15 protein-coding genes are annotated in these 16,830 nt (G+C 42.8%); 4 read left to right on the top strand and 11 right to left on the bottom strand.

Going from position 1 to position 16,830, the window contains the following annotated elements; translation table 11 throughout:
* Window positions 1–26: 26 nt before the first annotated feature.
* Together cax and ASE42_RS14780 are read right to left on the bottom strand one after the other, a co-directional pair.
* A complete protein-coding gene (gene cax, locus ASE42_RS14785) occupies window positions 27–1,094 on the bottom strand; it encodes a calcium/proton exchanger (protein ID WP_034623163.1) in 1,068 nt (355 codons plus the stop codon).
* Window positions 1,095–1,159: 65 nt separating this feature from the next.
* A complete protein-coding gene (locus ASE42_RS14780) occupies window positions 1,160–1,537 on the bottom strand; it encodes an OsmC family protein (protein WP_056767703.1) in 378 nt (125 codons plus the stop codon).
* Window positions 1,538–1,612: 75 nt separating this feature from the next.
* Here ASE42_RS14780 and ASE42_RS14775 point away from each other — a divergent pair, with 75 nt between their 5' ends.
* Complete coding sequence (locus ASE42_RS14775; protein ID WP_024425849.1) at window positions 1,613–2,794, top strand: MFS transporter; 1,182 nt, start codon at window positions 1,613–1,615, stop codon at window positions 2,792–2,794.
* A 206-nt stretch (window positions 2,795–3,000) separates the two neighbouring features.
* Here the strand turns inward: ASE42_RS14775 and ASE42_RS14770 are convergent, their stop codons facing one another.
* Genes ASE42_RS14770 through ASE42_RS14760 form a run of 3 tightly spaced genes read right to left on the bottom strand, consistent with a single transcriptional unit; the run spans window position 3,001 to window position 4,661 of the window.
* A complete protein-coding gene (locus ASE42_RS14770; RefSeq protein WP_056767701.1) occupies window positions 3,001–3,819 on the bottom strand; it encodes a YihY/virulence factor BrkB family protein in 819 nt (272 codons plus the stop codon).
* A gap of 27 nt (window positions 3,820–3,846) precedes the next feature.
* Window positions 3,847–4,170, bottom strand: coding sequence for a YtxH domain-containing protein (locus ASE42_RS14765; protein WP_041106306.1), 324 nt, complete (start codon window positions 4,168–4,170; stop codon window positions 3,847–3,849).
* Between the two features lie 20 nt (window positions 4,171–4,190).
* A complete protein-coding gene (locus tag ASE42_RS14760; RefSeq protein WP_024425273.1) occupies window positions 4,191–4,661 on the bottom strand; it encodes a low molecular weight protein-tyrosine-phosphatase in 471 nt (156 codons plus the stop codon).
* A gap of 174 nt (window positions 4,662–4,835) precedes the next feature.
* Between ASE42_RS14760 and ASE42_RS14755 the strand changes: the two genes are divergently transcribed.
* Complete coding sequence (locus ASE42_RS14755) at window positions 4,836–6,191, top strand: alanine/glycine:cation symporter family protein (protein ID WP_041106305.1); 1,356 nt, start codon at window positions 4,836–4,838, stop codon at window positions 6,189–6,191.
* A 77-nt stretch (window positions 6,192–6,268) separates the two neighbouring features.
* A complete protein-coding gene (locus ASE42_RS14750; protein WP_003214000.1) occupies window positions 6,269–6,484 on the top strand; it encodes a DUF1128 domain-containing protein in 216 nt (71 codons plus the stop codon).
* 107 nt (window positions 6,485–6,591) lie between these two features.
* Here ASE42_RS14750 and ASE42_RS14745 read toward each other — a convergent pair whose 3' ends face one another.
* Window positions 6,592–7,110 (bottom strand): type 1 glutamine amidotransferase domain-containing protein, encoded by a 519-nt coding sequence (locus ASE42_RS14745; RefSeq protein ID WP_024425275.1) that lies wholly within the window; start codon window positions 7,108–7,110, stop codon window positions 6,592–6,594.
* A 254-nt stretch (window positions 7,111–7,364) separates the two neighbouring features.
* On the opposite strand from ASE42_RS14745, the gene ASE42_RS14740 reads away from it, so the two are divergent.
* Complete coding sequence (locus ASE42_RS14740) at window positions 7,365–11,657, top strand: multifunctional 2',3'-cyclic-nucleotide 2'-phosphodiesterase/3'-nucleotidase/5'-nucleotidase (RefSeq protein ID WP_056767698.1); 4,293 nt, start codon at window positions 7,365–7,367, stop codon at window positions 11,655–11,657.
* A gap of 36 nt (window positions 11,658–11,693) precedes the next feature.
* On the opposite strand, the gene ASE42_RS14735 is transcribed toward ASE42_RS14740, so the two are convergent.
* The 5 genes from ASE42_RS14735 to ASE42_RS14715 all read right to left on the bottom strand — a co-directional run bounded on the left by ASE42_RS14735 (window position 11,694) and on the right by ASE42_RS14715 (window position 16,654).
* A complete protein-coding gene (locus ASE42_RS14735; RefSeq protein WP_056767695.1) occupies window positions 11,694–12,128 on the bottom strand; it encodes a hypothetical protein in 435 nt (144 codons plus the stop codon).
* Window positions 12,129–12,198: 70 nt separating this feature from the next.
* Window positions 12,199–12,927, bottom strand: coding sequence for a trehalose operon repressor (gene treR, locus ASE42_RS14730; RefSeq protein WP_056767691.1), 729 nt, complete (start codon window positions 12,925–12,927; stop codon window positions 12,199–12,201).
* 19 nt (window positions 12,928–12,946) lie between these two features.
* Entirely contained in the window at window positions 12,947–14,647 is a 1,701-nt protein-coding gene (gene treC, locus ASE42_RS14725; protein WP_056767688.1) for an alpha,alpha-phosphotrehalase, read from the bottom strand.
* Window positions 14,648–14,662: 15 nt separating this feature from the next.
* A complete protein-coding gene (gene treP, locus ASE42_RS14720; protein WP_024425856.1) occupies window positions 14,663–16,099 on the bottom strand; it encodes a PTS system trehalose-specific EIIBC component in 1,437 nt (478 codons plus the stop codon).
* Window positions 16,100–16,267: 168 nt separating this feature from the next.
* The gene (locus ASE42_RS14715) at window positions 16,268–16,654 is read right to left on the bottom strand and encodes a DUF1992 domain-containing protein (protein ID WP_056767686.1); all 387 of its coding nucleotides are present in this window, start codon (window positions 16,652–16,654) and stop codon (window positions 16,268–16,270) included.
* Between the last annotated feature and the right edge of the window lie 176 nt (window positions 16,655–16,830).

Here is a 16,830-nt window from a genome sequence, read left to right as displayed (position 1 = left end):
CAAAGACGTCCCTTATCCACAAAAGATTATAAAAGGAAAAATCCAATCGCCATAATAAAATAGGCAGCGAGTAATGTGGCGCCTTCAAACCAGTTTGTATCCCCATCATTTGATAAAATCACCGTGAGCAGCACAGAGGATGCCATTGCAATGAGCTCTGGCAAGGAGAAAATGAGCGGCATCTGCTTATCAAAAAATAGCGAGCTGATGACAAGGATTGGCGCGACCATCATGGCAACCTGAAGTGTGGAGCCAAAGGCAATTTCCACTGCTACATCCATTTTGTTTTTATACGCCATGATGACAGCTGAGGCATGTTCTGCGGCGTTGCCGACGATGGCCACAATAATGACACCGATAAACAGCTCACTCCAGCCAAACTGTTCTCCTACCGTATCAAATGTATGAACAAGGCGCTCTGAAATGTACGCAACTGCGATCGTCGAAAGCAGCAAAATTACGGTGGCAAATTTCCCAGACCATTCAGGTGTTTCTTCTTCCGTCTCCGCTTCACCTTGCCCGCTCTCCTGCTTGGCAACATAGACACCGCGGTGGCTGACTAGTTTGAAATACAGCGCCGCAACATAAAGCAAAATCATCACAATGCTGATCCCAATGCTTAAAACAAACTGTTTATTCTCTGCCATCTCCACCGAAAACACTTCTGGAACGACAAACGCTACAATGATGGCAAACATGAGCAAGCCTGAATTGTGCCTTGCATCATGGACATTGAACACTTGGCGCTTATATTTTAATCCGCCAACAAAAAAAGACAGCCCCGCCACAAGCAGTAAATTTCCGATGACTGATCCTGTTAAAGAAGCAAGTACGATGGCCGTCAGTCCTTGCTTTAAGGCAAAAAACGATATGATTAATTCCACTGCATTTCCGAATGTGGCGTTTAAAAGTCCGCCAATTCTAGGTCCCGCAATGATGGCAAGACTTTCTGTGGCTCTTCCCATAAAACTAGCAAGACCAATAATGGCGATACAATAAACGGCAAACATGATGACCTGCGGGAAATGAAGAAAACTGCCAATCACCGATAGCGGAACACCGATTGCGACAATTACAAGAAACAAACGATTCATACAGCCATTCTCCTTTACATATGTCTGACTGTTATTCTTTCGTGAGTGCCGGCATCGTATACATTTTAGATTCGCGCGTGTGAGAAAGTGATATCAATACTCCCTTTCACAGACTGCACCATTGAGCAATGCTTCAATGCAAGGGTGATCACTTTATCGATTTGTTCATCAGATGTCTTGATGTCTTCAAATAAGATATGTAAATGAATGCAGGAAATTTTGTTTACAGCTCCTGCCCTTGTCGTTTCAGGTGTGATCGTCAGCCCTTCATAGGATATTCGCTTTTTACGGCATACATGAATAAGCATTTCTCCAAAGCAGCCTGCAATGGCTGAGGTGAATAATTGAGATGGGCGGAACCCCAGTTCTTCTGTTCCTGAAATAGGCAGCTGCCTGTCCTCAATATGTGCGATCCAATGATCCTTTTTGTATGTCAGCGTCATTCCTTTTCCACCTTTCTATTGAAACCCCTATGGTTACATTGTACGATGAAAGCATGAACTTGTAAGGAGCATCTTATGTCGAGAATTCACTTTATGATTTTAATTTTACTTGTATCCGTATCTGGTTTTTCACAGGGGGCATTACTTCCTGTCATTTCCATTATCTTTGAACATGCCGGTACTTCTCCTACGTTAAACGGCCTGCATGCCACAGGCTTATATCTCGGTGTACTGCTTGCGTCTCCTTTTATGGAAGCACCGCTTCGCCGGTTTGGATTTAAGCCATTAATCGTCATTGGAGGCGCCGCTGTCTTTTTAAGCTTATTTAGCTTTGTGTTTTTTGAATCTTATGTCGTCTGGTTCTTCCTCCGGCTCATGATCGGGATTGGTGACCATATGCTGCATTTCTCTACACAGACGTGGGTGACCTATGCTTCATCATCAAGAAATCGCGGACGAAATATTTCATTGTATGGATTATCATTTGGACTCGGTTTTGCCGCCGGCCCTTTTTTAACGCCGCTCATTGAGATCAATCCAGCCTTGCCTTTTATTGTTTCTGGTGCCGTTAGTTTATGTATTTGGCTGCTTGTGTTTGTTTTAAAAAATACATATCCAGATACAGGCGAAGTGCAAACGTCAGAGCAGACAAACAGTTTAAAGCGCTTTAAAAAGGCCTTTCAATTTGGCTGGGTCGCCTTTATGATGCCATTTTGCTATGGCTTTTTAGAAACGACGCTTAATAGTAACTTCCCAGTGTATGCACTCAGAAGCGGTGTGACAGTAGATGCGGTTGCGTTTATTTTACCTGCGTTTGCCATAGGGAGCATTGTCTTTCAGCTTCCTCTTGGGATGCTCAGTGACCGGTTTGGCAGGCGCCGCATCATTTTATGTGTGACACTCGCTGGATCATTCTTTTTCCTTTTGGCAGGGATTTTCATTCAATCCGTTTTGGCTGTTGCCATCTGTTTCTTTATTGCCGGAATGGCTGTAGGCTCTACCTTCTCACTTGGCATCAGTTATATGACCGACTTATTGCCAAAGCATCTGCTTCCCGCCGGGAATTTGATGTGCGGAATGGCGTTTAGTGCAGGCAGTATTCTCGGGCCGGTACTCGGAGGATTCTTTGTGCAAACGTTTGAAGGAATGAATTTACTTTACCTTGTCAGCATCGTCATATTATTTGTGTTTTGCTGCGTTCGATTTGGGAGAACGCAGGCAGTGCTGGAAAGTCCCAATGAATCCATTTCTAATTAAAAAAACTCCCCTGCACCGCAGAGGAGTTTTTTCATTTAATGATAACCATTTTGCCCGTTTGCACTGCCGCTTGTTTTGTGCTTTGGCTGATGGCCTTTGTTTTGTTTCGTGTTGCTTCCGCCTTTTTTTGATTGTTTGGACATATGTGATTCCCCCATCCATCAAGATTGAACATGTTCGTTCTTCTTTAGGATGCCCGAATTTCTTCACACCTTGCCTGGTACGATTTTACGCTTATGTAAAAGCGCATTGAGCTCGCCGCCCAGGATAATCATGATGCCGGTTAAATAAAACCAGATCATCAAAATAATGATTCCCCCAATACTTCCGTACATCGCGCTGTAATTCGCAAACTCGCCTACGTAAAATGAGAACAGCATGCTCACTAAGATCCATCCAATTGACGCAAAAATGGCGCCTGGCAGAACAAATTTCAATTTCAGCCTAATGTTTGGGGCGAAATAGTACAAGGATGTAAACACAATCAATAAAATCAGCGGGCTAATGATCCATCTCATGGCCGTCCAAACGGTGAGAAAGGCATCTGACTGCCCGACTAATTCAGCGAGAAATAAGCCAAGTTCTTTTCCAAAGACAGGCAGCATTAAGGCAAAAATAATCGTGAGAACCATTGCGATGGTTAAGATGATTGATGTTAAACGTACGAGAATGAAGGAACGATTTTCCTCAACTTCGTAAGCATGGTTAAATGCTCTGACGACGGCATTAATCCCGTTAGATGCAGACCAAAGGGCGGCAATAATCCCGAAAGACAGCAGTCCGCCGTTACGGCTGTTCAGTGTCTCTTCGGCAATGGATTCAATCATCGAAAGCGCTCCTTCTGGCGCATAACCAGAGATGACGCTTAGGACATCCTTCGACGTCAGCGGCAAATACCCAACGAGTGTCAGCACGAAGATGAGAAACGGAAATAATGAAAGCAGAAAGAAATAAGCAAGCTCAGCAGATTTTGCCGGTCCTTCATGCAGCAAAAAGCGTTCAATTAACGCTTTAATAAAACCCATACGCCTCATCTCCAATGATCAATCTTTCTATTTCGATCGAAAGTGATCCTTTGTTTCTTCAATAATCTCTAATACTTTTGGGGTTGTTTCCTTTAACTGATTGACTTGTTCATTTAAAAATGACAAATCATCTGAGACTGTTCGCATCAGCTGCTTCGTTTCTTCCATTTTTTCTTTCATGCAAGCAGAAATTCTGGCTGGCTCCTGACGGTATTCCGCCAGCTTTTCCTGACAGTCATCCCATTTGTCTTTGAGCGCGATTCTCGTTGGCCGATGAAATAATGTCAGCAGTGCACCGCAAGCTGCTCCTATCACAGCTCCTCGAAGCATGATTTGATTTTTTTCTTCCATCTCGTCTGATCTCCTTTCAGTTAAAGGTGTTTCTCTTTTTTTACATACGTCAAAAAACGATCAATTCCTTTTTCAATTAAATCATGTACTTCCTCAAAGTTTCCAGTGTAATAAGGGTCTGGCACATCATCTCGATCGTCGTCTTCAACAAAGTCAAGAAGACGGCCAATAAAGTGATGTTTCCCATAGCCGGCTATACTGCGAAGTGCTCCTACATTTTCAGCATCCATCGCAATGATATAGTCGTATGCTGTGATGTCCTCATCTATGATTTGTCTTGCGGACATCCCTTCATAGCTGATTCCTTTTTCATCAAGCAGCTTTCGTGTTCCTTCATGCGGAGGACTGCCTTGATGCCAGCCGCCAATGCCTGCTGAATCAATGACAAAGTGCTCGCTTAGCCCCTCATCTTCTACTCGTTTTCTAAACATGGCCTCTGCCATCGGTGATCTGCAAATATTGCCAAGACATACGAATAATACATGAATCATCCTTCATTCTCCTCCTATCTTTTCCCTAAGACTCCCTTTTGAAAACCTTGACTTTATCATATCAAGTCCTTTTTCTTTTGGAAACTTTGCAAGAAAAGCTCTCATCGCCATTGACAAAATACACAAAAACAGGAGAAACTTTAGGAGAATTACACAAACAAAGGGGGATATTAGATGGGAATAATTGAGCAGTTTGTCACGACGATGAACAATTTTTTGTGGGGGCCTCCCCTGTTGATTTTAATTGTTGGTACTGGAATATACCTCACCTTTCGCGTTCTCTTCATTCAAATTAGATTACTTCCTTATTCTTTAAAGCTCGCTTTTTCAAAACAAGACAAAATATCAGAAGGAGATATTTCTCATTTCCAAGCGTTAATGACGGCTCTTGCTGCAACTGTCGGTACAGGGAATATCGTCGGTGTGGCCTCCGCTGTTATAGCCGGTGGTCCTGGTGCAGTTTTCTGGATGTGGTTTGCTGCATTTTTCGGGATGGCCACCAAGTTTGCAGAAGCTGTTCTTGCTGTAAAATACAGGGTCAAAAACGAAAAAGGCGAAATGTCTGGCGGACCAATGTATTATTTAGAGCATGGATTAAAACAGAAATGGCTAGGGGTACTATTTGCTGTTTTCGGCGCCAGTGCTGCCTTTGGGATCGGCAATCTGGTCCAGTCTAATTCCATCTCAGGCGTCATGAATTCTACATTTCAAATTCCAACATGGGTAACAGGTATCATCATTACGGCTTTTACAGCGCTTGTGATTTTAGGCGGAATCAAAAGCATTGGCCGGGTCACATCTATCTTTGTACCCGTCATGGCTTTATTTTACGTCATTTGCGGTCTAATTATCCTTGTTATGAATGCTGATCTTGTTCCAGGCGCAGTCAGTCTTATTTTCTCAGATGCCTTTACTGGTCAAGCCGTAGCAGGGGGTGCAATTGGGACTGTCATTCGCTGGGGTGTCGCACGAGGAGTTTTTTCCAATGAAGCAGGTCTTGGGTCAGCACCAATTGCTGCTGCAGCTGCGAAAACGGATATGCCTGCCCGCCAGGCTCTCGTCTCTATGACTCAAGTGTTTATTGATACCATCATTGTTTGTTCTATCACTGGCATTACCATTGTCATGGCAGATATGTATTTAACAGTGAAAAGCGATGCGCTGACTTCGTTATCCTTTGCTCACTTCCTCGGTCCAGCTGGCTCAACCATTGTGGCAATCGGACTGCTCTTGTTTGCCTATTCAACCATCATTGGCTGGTCCTATTATGGAGAGAAATGCTTTACATATTTGGCGAAGGATTCGTACGTCATGTATTATCGCATCGTCTTTGTGATGGCTGTCTTTTTTGGTGCCGTGTTTAAGAATGACTTCGTATGGGGCGTAGCAGATATGCTGAATGGTCTGATGGCCATTCCAAACTTAATTGGCCTTATTGGTTTATCGGGCGTTGTCGTATTTGAATCAAAACGAATCATTGAAAAAATTAAACAGGAGAAAAAAGAGAAAAACATCTCGGTGTCGTCTTAATAGCCCTTTTATTCTTTTGCTTTTCTGTTAAAATAGACATATTATTCAACACATATGCAGGAAAGGACGTGCCGCCCTTGTCAGAGCAAAAAGCGGCTGAAGTCAATCAGCTGATTGAAGACATTTCGCAAAAGTTAAATATGCTGAACATTGGAGTCATCAAAGCCGAGGACTTCAGTCCAGACAAGTACGAAGATATTGAATTTCTACACCAAATGGTGATGAAAAAATCTTCATTCAGCCCAAGTGAAATGCAAGCCATCGCAAGCGAGCTAAAAAACTTAAGAAAATAATCGTGCAAAGGAAACTGAATTGCGGTTTACGCCGCTTTCTTCCATCCATGCACAGAAAAAGCCAGCACCCCGCAAGGTGCTGGCTTTGTTTATCCTGTCAAAACTGCTTATTTTGCGAGCAGTTTTAATGATTCACGGTTAAATGCTGGAATGTCATCAGGTGTACGGCTTGTCACAAGCTGATCCTGACAAACAACAACTTCTTCATCTTTGAATTTTGCGCCTGCGTTTTCCATATCTACTTGAATGGATGTATAGCCAGTCGCGCCTCTGCCTTCCAGCGTCTTCGCTGTAATGAGCAACTGTGGTCCGTGACAGATCGCAAATACTGGTTTTTTCTCGTCCATAAATGCTCTTGTGAACTGGACATAGCGGTCATCTGCACGCAGAATGTCTGGTGAGAACCCGCCAGGAATTAGCAGTGCATCGAAGTCTTCAGGCTTCACGTTATCAATGGACGCATCCACTCTCACTTCTGCTTCTCCTTGCTTCCCTTTCACTGTTTTTCCTTTTTCGTTTTCAATTACTGTGATCTCATGGCCTGCATCTTTAAAGGCTTTTGCAGGCTCGGTGAATTCAACATCCTCAAAGTAATCTGTTAATACAACTGCAATTTTCTTACCCATGTAGAAACCCTCCTGCTTGATTATCGTTTACACTACACACTATACCCGGGTACATTGAAATCAAACATCCTATCCCGATCAGAAAACCCCTTATGATAAAAATAAGCATTTAGACTTATTTATATTTCCTCAACAAGGTAATTCGTATGATTTATGTTATCTTTACAATAATCTGCAAAAAATAACTACAAAAGTTAACGAAACATTTCTACAATAGGTATTGTGGTCAAAAAAATTAGAAAGGCGGAGATCAGGTGAAGAAGCAAGCACATAGGTCTAAACGAAGGAAAAACCTGTCTATTCTGCTCACTTCCATTATGATGATTAGTCTCATTCTCCCAGCAGTACCTACTCATGCAGCAATAGAAAACGGCGATGCCGTAAAAGTCAGCATCTTAGCCACAACGGATGTACATGCGAACATGATGAATTACGATTATTACAGCGACAAAGAAACAAATGAATTTGGTTTGGCAAAAACAGCCGAGCTGATTGAAAAGCACCGTTCACAAAATCCAAATACCCTCCTTGTTGATAACGGAGACCTGATTCAAGGGACCCCTCTTGGAGAATACGTTTACAAAAATGAAAAAGACAGTATTATCAATCAAACAAAGGTTCACCCCATTATTCATACACTCAACAAACTAAAGTACGATGCAGGAACACTTGGCAATCATGAATTTAACTACGGATTATCATTTCTTGATGGTACCATTGCCGGCGCTAACTTCCCGATTGTCAATGCGAACGTCAAAAAGCTAAATGGAGAACACCGTTTTACGCCTTATGTGATCCAAGATAAAACCTTTAAAGATGCAAACGGAGCTTCACAAACTGTGAAAGTCGGTTACATAGGATTCGTTCCACCGCAAATCATGACGTGGGATAAGAAGCATTTAGATGGACAAGTTCAAGTGCAGGATATCGTCGAATCTGCCAATGAAACCATTCCTGAAATGAAGGAAAAAGGCGCAGATATCATCGTCGCTCTTGCCCATACAGGAATTGAAAAAACCGCTTCGCCTAAAGGATCAGAAAATATGATCTTTGACCTTGCCACAAAAACGAAAGACATCGATGCGATCGTGTCCGGCCACCAGCACGGCACATTCCCAAGCGCTGAATATAGCGGCGTCGACAAATTCGATGTCTCAAAAGGAACGATCAACGGCATTCCAGTCGTCATGTCAAAAAACTGGGGAAGCTACCTCGGAGTCATTGATTTAACATTAGAGCCTGACGGCAGCAAATGGAAGGTCACAAACGGAACAGGAAAGATTGAATCAGTTGCAGGAGTCACCTCTCAAAACAGCACTGTGAAAGATGCCATTCAAACAACGCATCAAAACACACTTGATTATGTGAGAAAACCTGTCGGTAAAACAGAAGCAGACATTAACAGCTTTTTTGCTCAAGTGATGGATGACCCTTCTATTCAAATTGTGACAGATGCACAAAAATGGTATGCACAAGAAAAAATGAAGGACACGTCATACAAAAACTTACCGATTTTATCTGCAGGCGCCCCGTTTAAAGCCGGCGGCCGAAACGGTGTAAATTATTATACAAATATCGCAAAAGGTGATTTAGCAATTAAAAACATCGGCGATCTCTACCTTTACGATAACACCGTGCAGATTGTCAAACTGAAAGGCAATGAAGTGAAAGACTGGCTTGAGATGTCTGCCGGACAGTTTAATCAGATCAAACCAAACAATTCAAATGAACAGCCTATTTTAAACGAAGAATACCGCTCGTATAACTTTGATGTGATCGATGGTGTCACCTATCAAGTCGATGTGACGCAGCCTGCTAAGTACAGCACAACAGGCACTCTTGTTAATGCGAATGCAAACCGCATCAAAAACCTGTCCTACAATGGGAAACCAGTCTCTGACAATCAAGAATTTTTAGTCGTAACGAACAACTATCGAGCTTCTGGCGGCGGGGGCTTCCCGCATCTGACGCAAGATAAAGTGGTGCTTGCCTCAGCTGATGAGAACCGCCAAGTGCTGATGGATTATATTATCGAACAAAAAACCATCAATCCAAGTGCGGATCAAAACTGGTCCATTGCACCAGTCAAGGGCGCAACAGTCACATTCGAATCTTCTCTTTTGGCTAAGCCGTTTGCTGAAAAATCAAGCAGCGTAGACTTTGTTCGTAACGCCAGCACAGATGGTCTTGGCGTGTACAAGCTAGCCTTTAAAGAGGATGGCACAACAGAACCGCCTGCATCAGACAACTGGAACTTAACGGTGATGCATACAAACGATACACACGCACACCTTGATGATGCGGCAAGACGTGCAACAAAGATTAAAGAAGTTCGATCCGAAAGCAAGAACAACATTTTATTAGATGCTGGAGATGTCTTCTCTGGTGACCTATATTTCACAAAATGGCAAGGACTTGCCGACCTAAAACTCATGAACTTAATGAAATATGATGCCATGACGTTTGGTAATCATGAATTTGACAAAGGTCCTTCTGTTCTTCGTCAATTCCTGACAGGTGATGCATCAGATGTAGATGCGAAAAACCGTCATCAATTTGAAAAGCCTGCATTCCCGATTGTGTCATCAAACGTTGATGTCTCTAAGGAAAAACAATTGAGCGGCTTAGTGAAAAAGCCAGCGACATTTAAAGCTGGTGAGAAAAAAGAAGCTGGGATTTACCCATACATCCTGCTTGATGTAAACGGTGAAAAAGTGGCTGTATTCGGCTTAACCACTGAAGACACGGCCATTACATCCAGCAGCGGTCCTAACATTCAATTCAAGGATGCATACAAGAAAGCAAAAGAAACAGTCAACACGATTCAAACAAAAGAAAAAATCAACAAAATCATTGCTTTAACACACATTGGCTATAACCGTGACCTTGAGCTTGCTCAAAAAGTAGACGGTATTGATTTAATCATTGGCGGTCACACGCACACCCTTGTTGAAAAATTAAAGGTCGTCAATAAGAAAGAACCAACGATTGTCGCCCAGGTAAAAGACTACGGACAATTCTTAGGAAAAGTAGACGTGGCCTTTAATCAAAAAGGAGTCGTACAGCCAAAGGAATCTTCTTTTGACCTCATCACCATCGATGACTCTGTCAAAGAAGATGCCGATGCAAAAGCGATCCTCGATCAGTACAAGGCAGATATTCAAGATTTAAAAACGGAAAAAGTCGGGTCTACCGATGTCCTCTTAGATGGACAACGCGAGCATGTCCGTGCGAAGGAAACGAACCTTGGGAACTTTATTGCTGACGGCATGCTGAAAAAAGCACAAGAATCTGCTGGTGCTGATCTTGCCATCACAAACGGCGGTGGTATTCGAGGCAGCATTGAAAAAGGAGATATCACTTTAGGTGATATTTTAACGGTCATGCCATTCGGAAACACACTCTATGTTGCAGATCTAAAAGGCAGCCAAATTAAGAAAGCACTCGAACAAGGGCTTTCAGGCATTGAGGAAGGCGGCGGCGCATTCCCTCATGTAGCCGGCATTGAATATACGTTTACACTGAGTAAACCAGCTGGCAGCAGACTCATTGATGTCAAACTGAAAGACGAAAACGGCAAACTAACAGACATTGATGATCAGAAAACATACCGCGTGGCGACAAACGCATTTGTCGGCACAGGCGGAGATGGCTACAGCGTCTTTACAGAAGCCTCTCATGGCGAAGACTTAGGCTATGTTGACTATGAAATCTTCAAAGAACAAATTGAACAGGCAGACGGCGCGCATATTTCTCCTGTCATCGATCACAGGGTGAAAGAAGTGTTCCTTCCGCGTGCGAAAGGAAAAGGCGCCTATGACATTCAAGATGATGAGAAATTCCAAACGTATGTGCAGCATACAAACAAAGCATTGCTCTATTTAGACAAAGCGAGCGAAGCGAAAAACGTTCAATTGTCTCTATCAAAAGCGCAGGTAGCCGAGCTGAAGAAAAGAGAGCAAGATCCAAACGTCACCATCTATCATGACAAAGTGGGACTCGCATTACCGCTCTCTAACTTGTCCGAGAAAAGCGCAGATATATGGATGACAAAGACGGATAAGGTGAAAAATGCATTAACGGATACGTATGATTTCCAAATCAAACAAGATCAGAAAAAGGTTTCTACCTTTAAAGATCCTGTCACACTATCCTTTACATTAGATGAGCCTCAAAAGGCGAAGAAACCTGGTGTATATTATGTAGACCGCAAGAAAAACCGTTATGCCAAAACAAGTAACGGAGCGTTCGAAAATGGGGTCGTATCAGGTCAAACTGAACACTTCAGCGAATATACCGTACTCAACCAAAGCGGGGCAGCTGGAACAACGCCAGATCAAACTGGCGGAGACGGCGGTACATCAGCGCCAGGCGGAGGTACAGGTACAGATCCAAACCAAGATGGAACCGGACTCCCAGGCGGCACACTGCCTAATACAGCAACGATGATGTATACAGCTGTATTGATTGGTGTACTTATGCTTGCCTTAGGCGGTATCCTATATTACTACCAGCGCAAGCGTACAAGAAACAATGTATCATCCTAAAAAAAGGACAGAGCCTAGGCTCTGTCTTTTCTCATCTCAATCTTGGGATAAATAAATCCAATTGCGTTTATCAAATTGTTTCACATCATCTGATCCTATATGACGCAGCATTCTATTGAAGAATGTGATGTCATCTTCATCATCGACGGCATATAAATCCTCTTGAACATAATCTCTCGTAATAAAATTCGTTAAATTCGTATTATTTACAAATTCAGCAAAATACGATTGAACAAGAGTTAAATCCTCTTCACTTAACTTTTCATCATTAATAATTGAAATATGAAACACATTCAAAATCGCCTGTATATCTTCTTCATCCATATAACATAATGAATCTAGTTTTCGATCTTCTTCCGTAAACGGTTTTCGAGTATCTTCAATAATCACGTAACATAATATTCGATGATCTTTCATCACGCTAAAAATTTCTAAATCCCGTAATTTTAGTGGTCGATTCAGTCTAATCATTTTTCCTCCTATAAATCATGATCTTGTCGTTGTATATCCCAGCTTCTCCAAAACCTGAAAAAGACAGAGCCTATGCTCTGTCCGTTTTTTCTCTTCTAGCAAAATCGACGAATCTGAAGCGGTCTAATCGGTGACGGCTTTCTGTGTATTGAAATAGACTCGTATCCTCTAAGAACACATAATTCTTTACCACAACGACATGGTCAAATCCCTTCAAATCAAGGTACTTGGCATCCTCTTCTGTACATGGCTCTACCACAAATTCCTTTTGAGCATAGCTGATCGATACACCGAGTTCTCCCTCAATATACTCGTAGATTGATCCTTCGCATATGTCTTTAGACAATACTTCGACATGCTTTTGCAAGAAGTAGTCCTTGTCTAAAATCACTTCTTCTCCGCTAATATTACGAGAGCGAATGACTTTCCAGACGTCTGTCTGGTCATCAATTTTCAGCTGAGACTGAATATACTGATCCGGTTTAATTAAGCCAAATTCATGAACTGTTGTGACCGTCTTTCGGCCAAGCGTTTGGGAAAGCTCTTTAAAGCTGACAAGACCTGATACAGGGAACTGCATTTTCTCCCGATTCAGCAATACAGAGCCTTTCCCGCGGATTTTTTGAATATAGCCATTTTGCACAAGAATATTTAATGCCTTTCTCACCGTCTCCCGGGACGTGTCGTACATGATAGAAAGTTCATGTTCTGATGGGAGGATGCCTTTATCCTGCCATTCACCTTGCTCAATTCGTCTTGCGAGCTGATCATAAATCACTCGAAACTTATTCTCTTTCATTTTCCCTCCGCCCCATTTTCTAGCGTTTGGTTAAATGATAAACGATTGACTCATATGGGCGCAACGTAAATCCCTTGATATGTGCCGGCACATCCTCATAATTGGATAACAGGACTTGCCCCTCCATCTCATCTACAGCCTGCACAAGCTCATCAGGAAGCGTGAAGTCCGCCTCCCCTGGATAAAAGTGATTGATCACGAGGAGCTTCTCATCCTTGCTTTCTCTAACATAAGCAAACAACTTTGGATCTTCTGCTAAAAGTAAGGAGAAGCTGCCATATGTGATCACATCAAGTTCTTTACGCAGTCTGCAAAGGGCTTGGTAATGATAGAAAATGGACGTCCGGTCTTTTAACGCAGCTTCGACCGAAATGTCGTTATGAGCTGGCTCAATCCAAGGTGTTCCTGTTGAGAAACCTGCATTCTTCTCTGAGGTCCACTGCATTGGTGTTCTCGCATTATCTCTTGACTTGACCTGTAAAATGGCGAGTGCTTCTTCCTTTGATTTTCCCTTTTCAAGCATGACTTCGTACATATTGAGTGATTCGATATCACGGTAAGACGAAATGTCCTCAAAGCGAGGATTCTTCATGCCAATTTCCTCACCTTGATAAATATAAGGAGTCCCCTGCATCAGATGAATCGTGGTCGCCAGCATCTTCGCTGATTGCTGATGATACGTGTCATCATCACCATACCTTGAAACGATCCGCGGCTGATCATGATTGCACCAGAACAGCGCATTCCAGCCGCCGCCCTCATGCATTTTCGTCTGCCATTCAGACAGAATCGACTTCAATTCTTGAAAATCAAATGGTGCGATCGCCCACTTTTCGCCGTTTGGATAATCCACCTTTAAATGATGGAAGTTAAACGTCATATCCAGCTCCTGCCGATCAGGTCTTGTATACCGAATACAGTCTGCGATATTCGTTGAAGACATTTCTCCAACTGTCATGCTATCGTATTTCGAAAAAACCTCCTGGTTCATTTCATGCAGAAATTCATGAATTCTCGGCCCGTCCGTATAGTACATGCGGCCGTCGCCTTGCACAGATTGTCCGGCGTCATCTAAGAAGCGCTGATCCTTTGAGATGTTGTTGATGACATCCAGCCTGAACCCATCAATTCCTTTTTCAAACCAAAAGTGCATGATGTCATATACTTTCCTGCGCACCTCATCCTTCTCCCAATTGAGATCTGCCTGAGTGACATCATATAAATGGAGATAATAATCTCCTGTTACTTCGTCTAGCTCCCAGGCTGGACCGCCAAATTTCGACTGCCAATCATTCGGAGGAGATCCGTCCGCTTTTGGCTCCTTCCAAATATAATAATCTCGGTAAGGGTTATCCTTTGACTCACGCGAGGCTTGAAACCACTCATGGAAAATGGATGTATGGTTAACGGCTAGATCCATGATGACCCGTATTCCTCTCTCATGCGCTTCCTTCAGCATGCGTTCAAAATCTGTCATTGTGCCGTACATGTCATGGATTTTTGTATAATTACTAATATCATAGCCGTTGTCATGCTGCGGGGATTCATACATTGGCGTGAGCCAAATACAATCGGCCCCAAGCTCTTTAATGTAATCAAGCTTTTTCGTCACGCCATTGATATCACCTGTACCAGAGCCCGTTGTATCTAAAAAGCTCTTCGGATAAATTTGATAGACCACCGCTTTTTTCCACCAAGGTTCATTTGTCTGCTGATTCAATTTCCTTCACCACCACTAGTTAAGTTCTTCTGAAAAATCCTTCTTCTTTTTTAGTTTTGCATATAAAAGAGTACCGATGAATGGGAGGATGAGTACAATCACCATTCCAATTGCAAATGCCCCCCAATATTTCGGGATAATGGAGAAAATTCCTGGAATGCCTCCAACACCAACTGAGCTTGCCAGCACCCCTTGAGAGGCGATAAACATACCGGCTAATCCTGAGCTGATCAGTGCAAAAATAAATGGGAATCGATAACGCAGGTTGACCCCAAACATGGCCGGTTCGGTAATTCCTAAATAAGCAGAAATACTTGATGTCAGCGAAAGTCCTTTTTGCTTTTCATCTTTTAAGACAAACATCATTGCCAGTGCAGCTGATCCCTGTGCGATATTGGACAGTGCAAGCATTGGCCATAGGAACGTGCCGTGCAGCTTTGAGTTAATCAATTGAATATCAACAGCGAGGAACGTATGGTGCATTCCTGTAATGACTAATGCTGCATACAAACCGCCGTATAATAGACCGCCAAGTGCTGCGAATTGCTGGAATACGGCTACAAGTCCAGATGTTAAAACATTACCGATTGCAAAGGTAACAGGTCCAATGACGATAAATGATAAAAATCCAATGACTAATAATGTAATTGGTGCAACAACTAACAGCTGAATACTTTCAGGTGTCCGTTTTGTGATAAATAATTCGAGCTTTGCAAGTAAATAAGAGGCAACGAGTATCGGAAGAACCTGTCCTTGATAGCCTACTTTCTGCACTTCAAGTCCAAACAAGTTCCAAACAGGAATGTCACCGGTCTTCTCAGCCGCTCCATAGCCCCATGCGTTTAACAAGTCCGGGTGTACAAGCATTAGACCAAGGACCATTCCTAAAAGCGGATTCCCCCCAAACCGCTTCACAGCTGACCAGCCAATTAATGCTGGCAGGAAGGTGAAGGCAGTGCCTGCAATTAAGTTGATCATATTCGCTAAATCAGCCCATGCCGGATACACATCCACAATCGATTTTTGATCGAAGAAAATATCAGGAGCTGTTAAAATATTATTAATCCCCATTAATAAACCGGCTGTGACGATGGCAGGAAGAATCGGTATAAAGATATCCGCAAGCGTTTTCACAGCACGCTGCAATGGATTTAATTTTTGATCAGAGGCACGCTTGACGTCCTCTTTTGTGGCTTCCCCAATCCCCGTCCTTTTGACCATTTCGGCATATACTCGATTGACGGCCCCTTGGCCGATAACAACTTGGTATTGACCGTTCGCTGAGAAAGATCCCTTCACTTCATCAATTTGTTCAAGTGCTTTCTCATCTACCTTGCCTTCATCTTTCAGCACAAAGCGCAGTCTTGTTACACAATGTGTCGCTTGATCAATATTTTCTTTGCCGCCGATGGCTTTCACAATCTGATCTGCTGCTGCCTGATAATCAGCCATACTATCCCCTCCGAGATCGTTTTTTTATATAAGAAAAAAGAACCAAAAAACTTGTATATACATGTTTGATTCTTATTTTATATTTGTATATACATGTAGTCAACAACAAAATGTAGCGCTTACATAAAAAAAGCTCCCTCAATGTGCTCAGGGAGAGGTAGCGTGTCATCATCTTTTTTTATGCTCCGTTAATTTCTCGTAGACCTTATTTTTATAAAAGGAGGAAGCTGGTCGGGCAAAAGTTTGGCGCTTAGATGTAAGTTCATCCAGACATTTTTGTTTTTCTTCACATATGAGAGACAGCTTTTTTCTCTCCTCTCCGTCTATACTGGAGTGAAGCAGCTCTTTGACAGTCATGAGTTCTTTTTTCAGCGCTGTTTCTTCCCCAGCAAATCCGGCATTTTTCATGATGCGGTAGCCCATTCTAAGTTCTTCTGGTACATGAGCAGCATCATCTTTTGGCAGAGGTTTCCCAAAGCCAGATAATCCTTCAAAAGCCCCGTTATCCATCGCTTTTTTGATCCGTTCTTCTGATAATCTCTGCGCAAAATCCATAGCGTTTCTCCTTTCGCCGCAAGTATTTGATTAAGCATAGCAAAAAAGCTGGCTCTCTCACAAGAGCCAGCTTCAGCATCTAGACACCCCCTCGCATTCGGTGTGAGTCCTGCGCTCAGGTGCTCGTCCCTTCTTCGCTGAAAAGAGAAAAAGGGCTAAAATATTTTAGCCCTTTC

Source organism: Bacillus sp. Root920, from assembly GCF_001429445.1.
GTDB classification, from domain to species: domain Bacteria; phylum Bacillota; class Bacilli; order Bacillales; family Bacillaceae; genus Bacillus; species Bacillus safensis.
This window is presented reverse-complemented; position numbering and strand designations above follow the sequence as displayed.

Excerpts from the sequence above, each read along its gene's own strand:
- cax (WP_034623163.1), bottom strand. The coding sequence starts at position 1,094 with ATGAATCGTTTGTTTCTTGTAATTGTCGCAATCGGTGTTCCGCTATCG.
- ASE42_RS14780 (WP_056767703.1), bottom strand. The coding sequence starts at position 1,537 with ATGACGCTGACATACAAAAAGGATCATTGGATCGCACATATTGAGGAC.
- ASE42_RS14775 (WP_024425849.1), top strand. The coding sequence starts at position 1,613 with ATGTCGAGAATTCACTTTATGATTTTAATTTTACTTGTATCCGTATCT.
- ASE42_RS14770 (WP_056767701.1), bottom strand. The coding sequence starts at position 3,819 with ATGGGTTTTATTAAAGCGTTAATTGAACGCTTTTTGCTGCATGAAGGA.
- ASE42_RS14765 (WP_041106306.1), bottom strand. The coding sequence starts at position 4,170 with ATGGAAGAAAAAAATCAAATCATGCTTCGAGGAGCTGTGATAGGAGCA.
- ASE42_RS14760 (WP_024425273.1), bottom strand. The coding sequence starts at position 4,661 with ATGATTCATGTATTATTCGTATGTCTTGGCAATATTTGCAGATCACCG.
- ASE42_RS14755 (WP_041106305.1), top strand. The coding sequence starts at position 4,836 with ATGGGAATAATTGAGCAGTTTGTCACGACGATGAACAATTTTTTGTGG.
- ASE42_RS14745 (WP_024425275.1), bottom strand. The coding sequence starts at position 7,110 with ATGGGTAAGAAAATTGCAGTTGTATTAACAGATTACTTTGAGGATGTT.
- ASE42_RS14735 (WP_056767695.1), bottom strand. The coding sequence starts at position 12,128 with ATGATTAGACTGAATCGACCACTAAAATTACGGGATTTAGAAATTTTT.
- treR (WP_056767691.1), bottom strand. The coding sequence starts at position 12,927 with ATGAAAGAGAATAAGTTTCGAGTGATTTATGATCAGCTCGCAAGACGA.
- treP (WP_024425856.1), bottom strand. The coding sequence starts at position 16,099 with ATGGCTGATTATCAGGCAGCAGCAGATCAGATTGTGAAAGCCATCGGC.
- ASE42_RS14715 (WP_056767686.1), bottom strand. The coding sequence starts at position 16,654 with ATGGATTTTGCGCAGAGATTATCAGAAGAACGGATCAAAAAAGCGATG.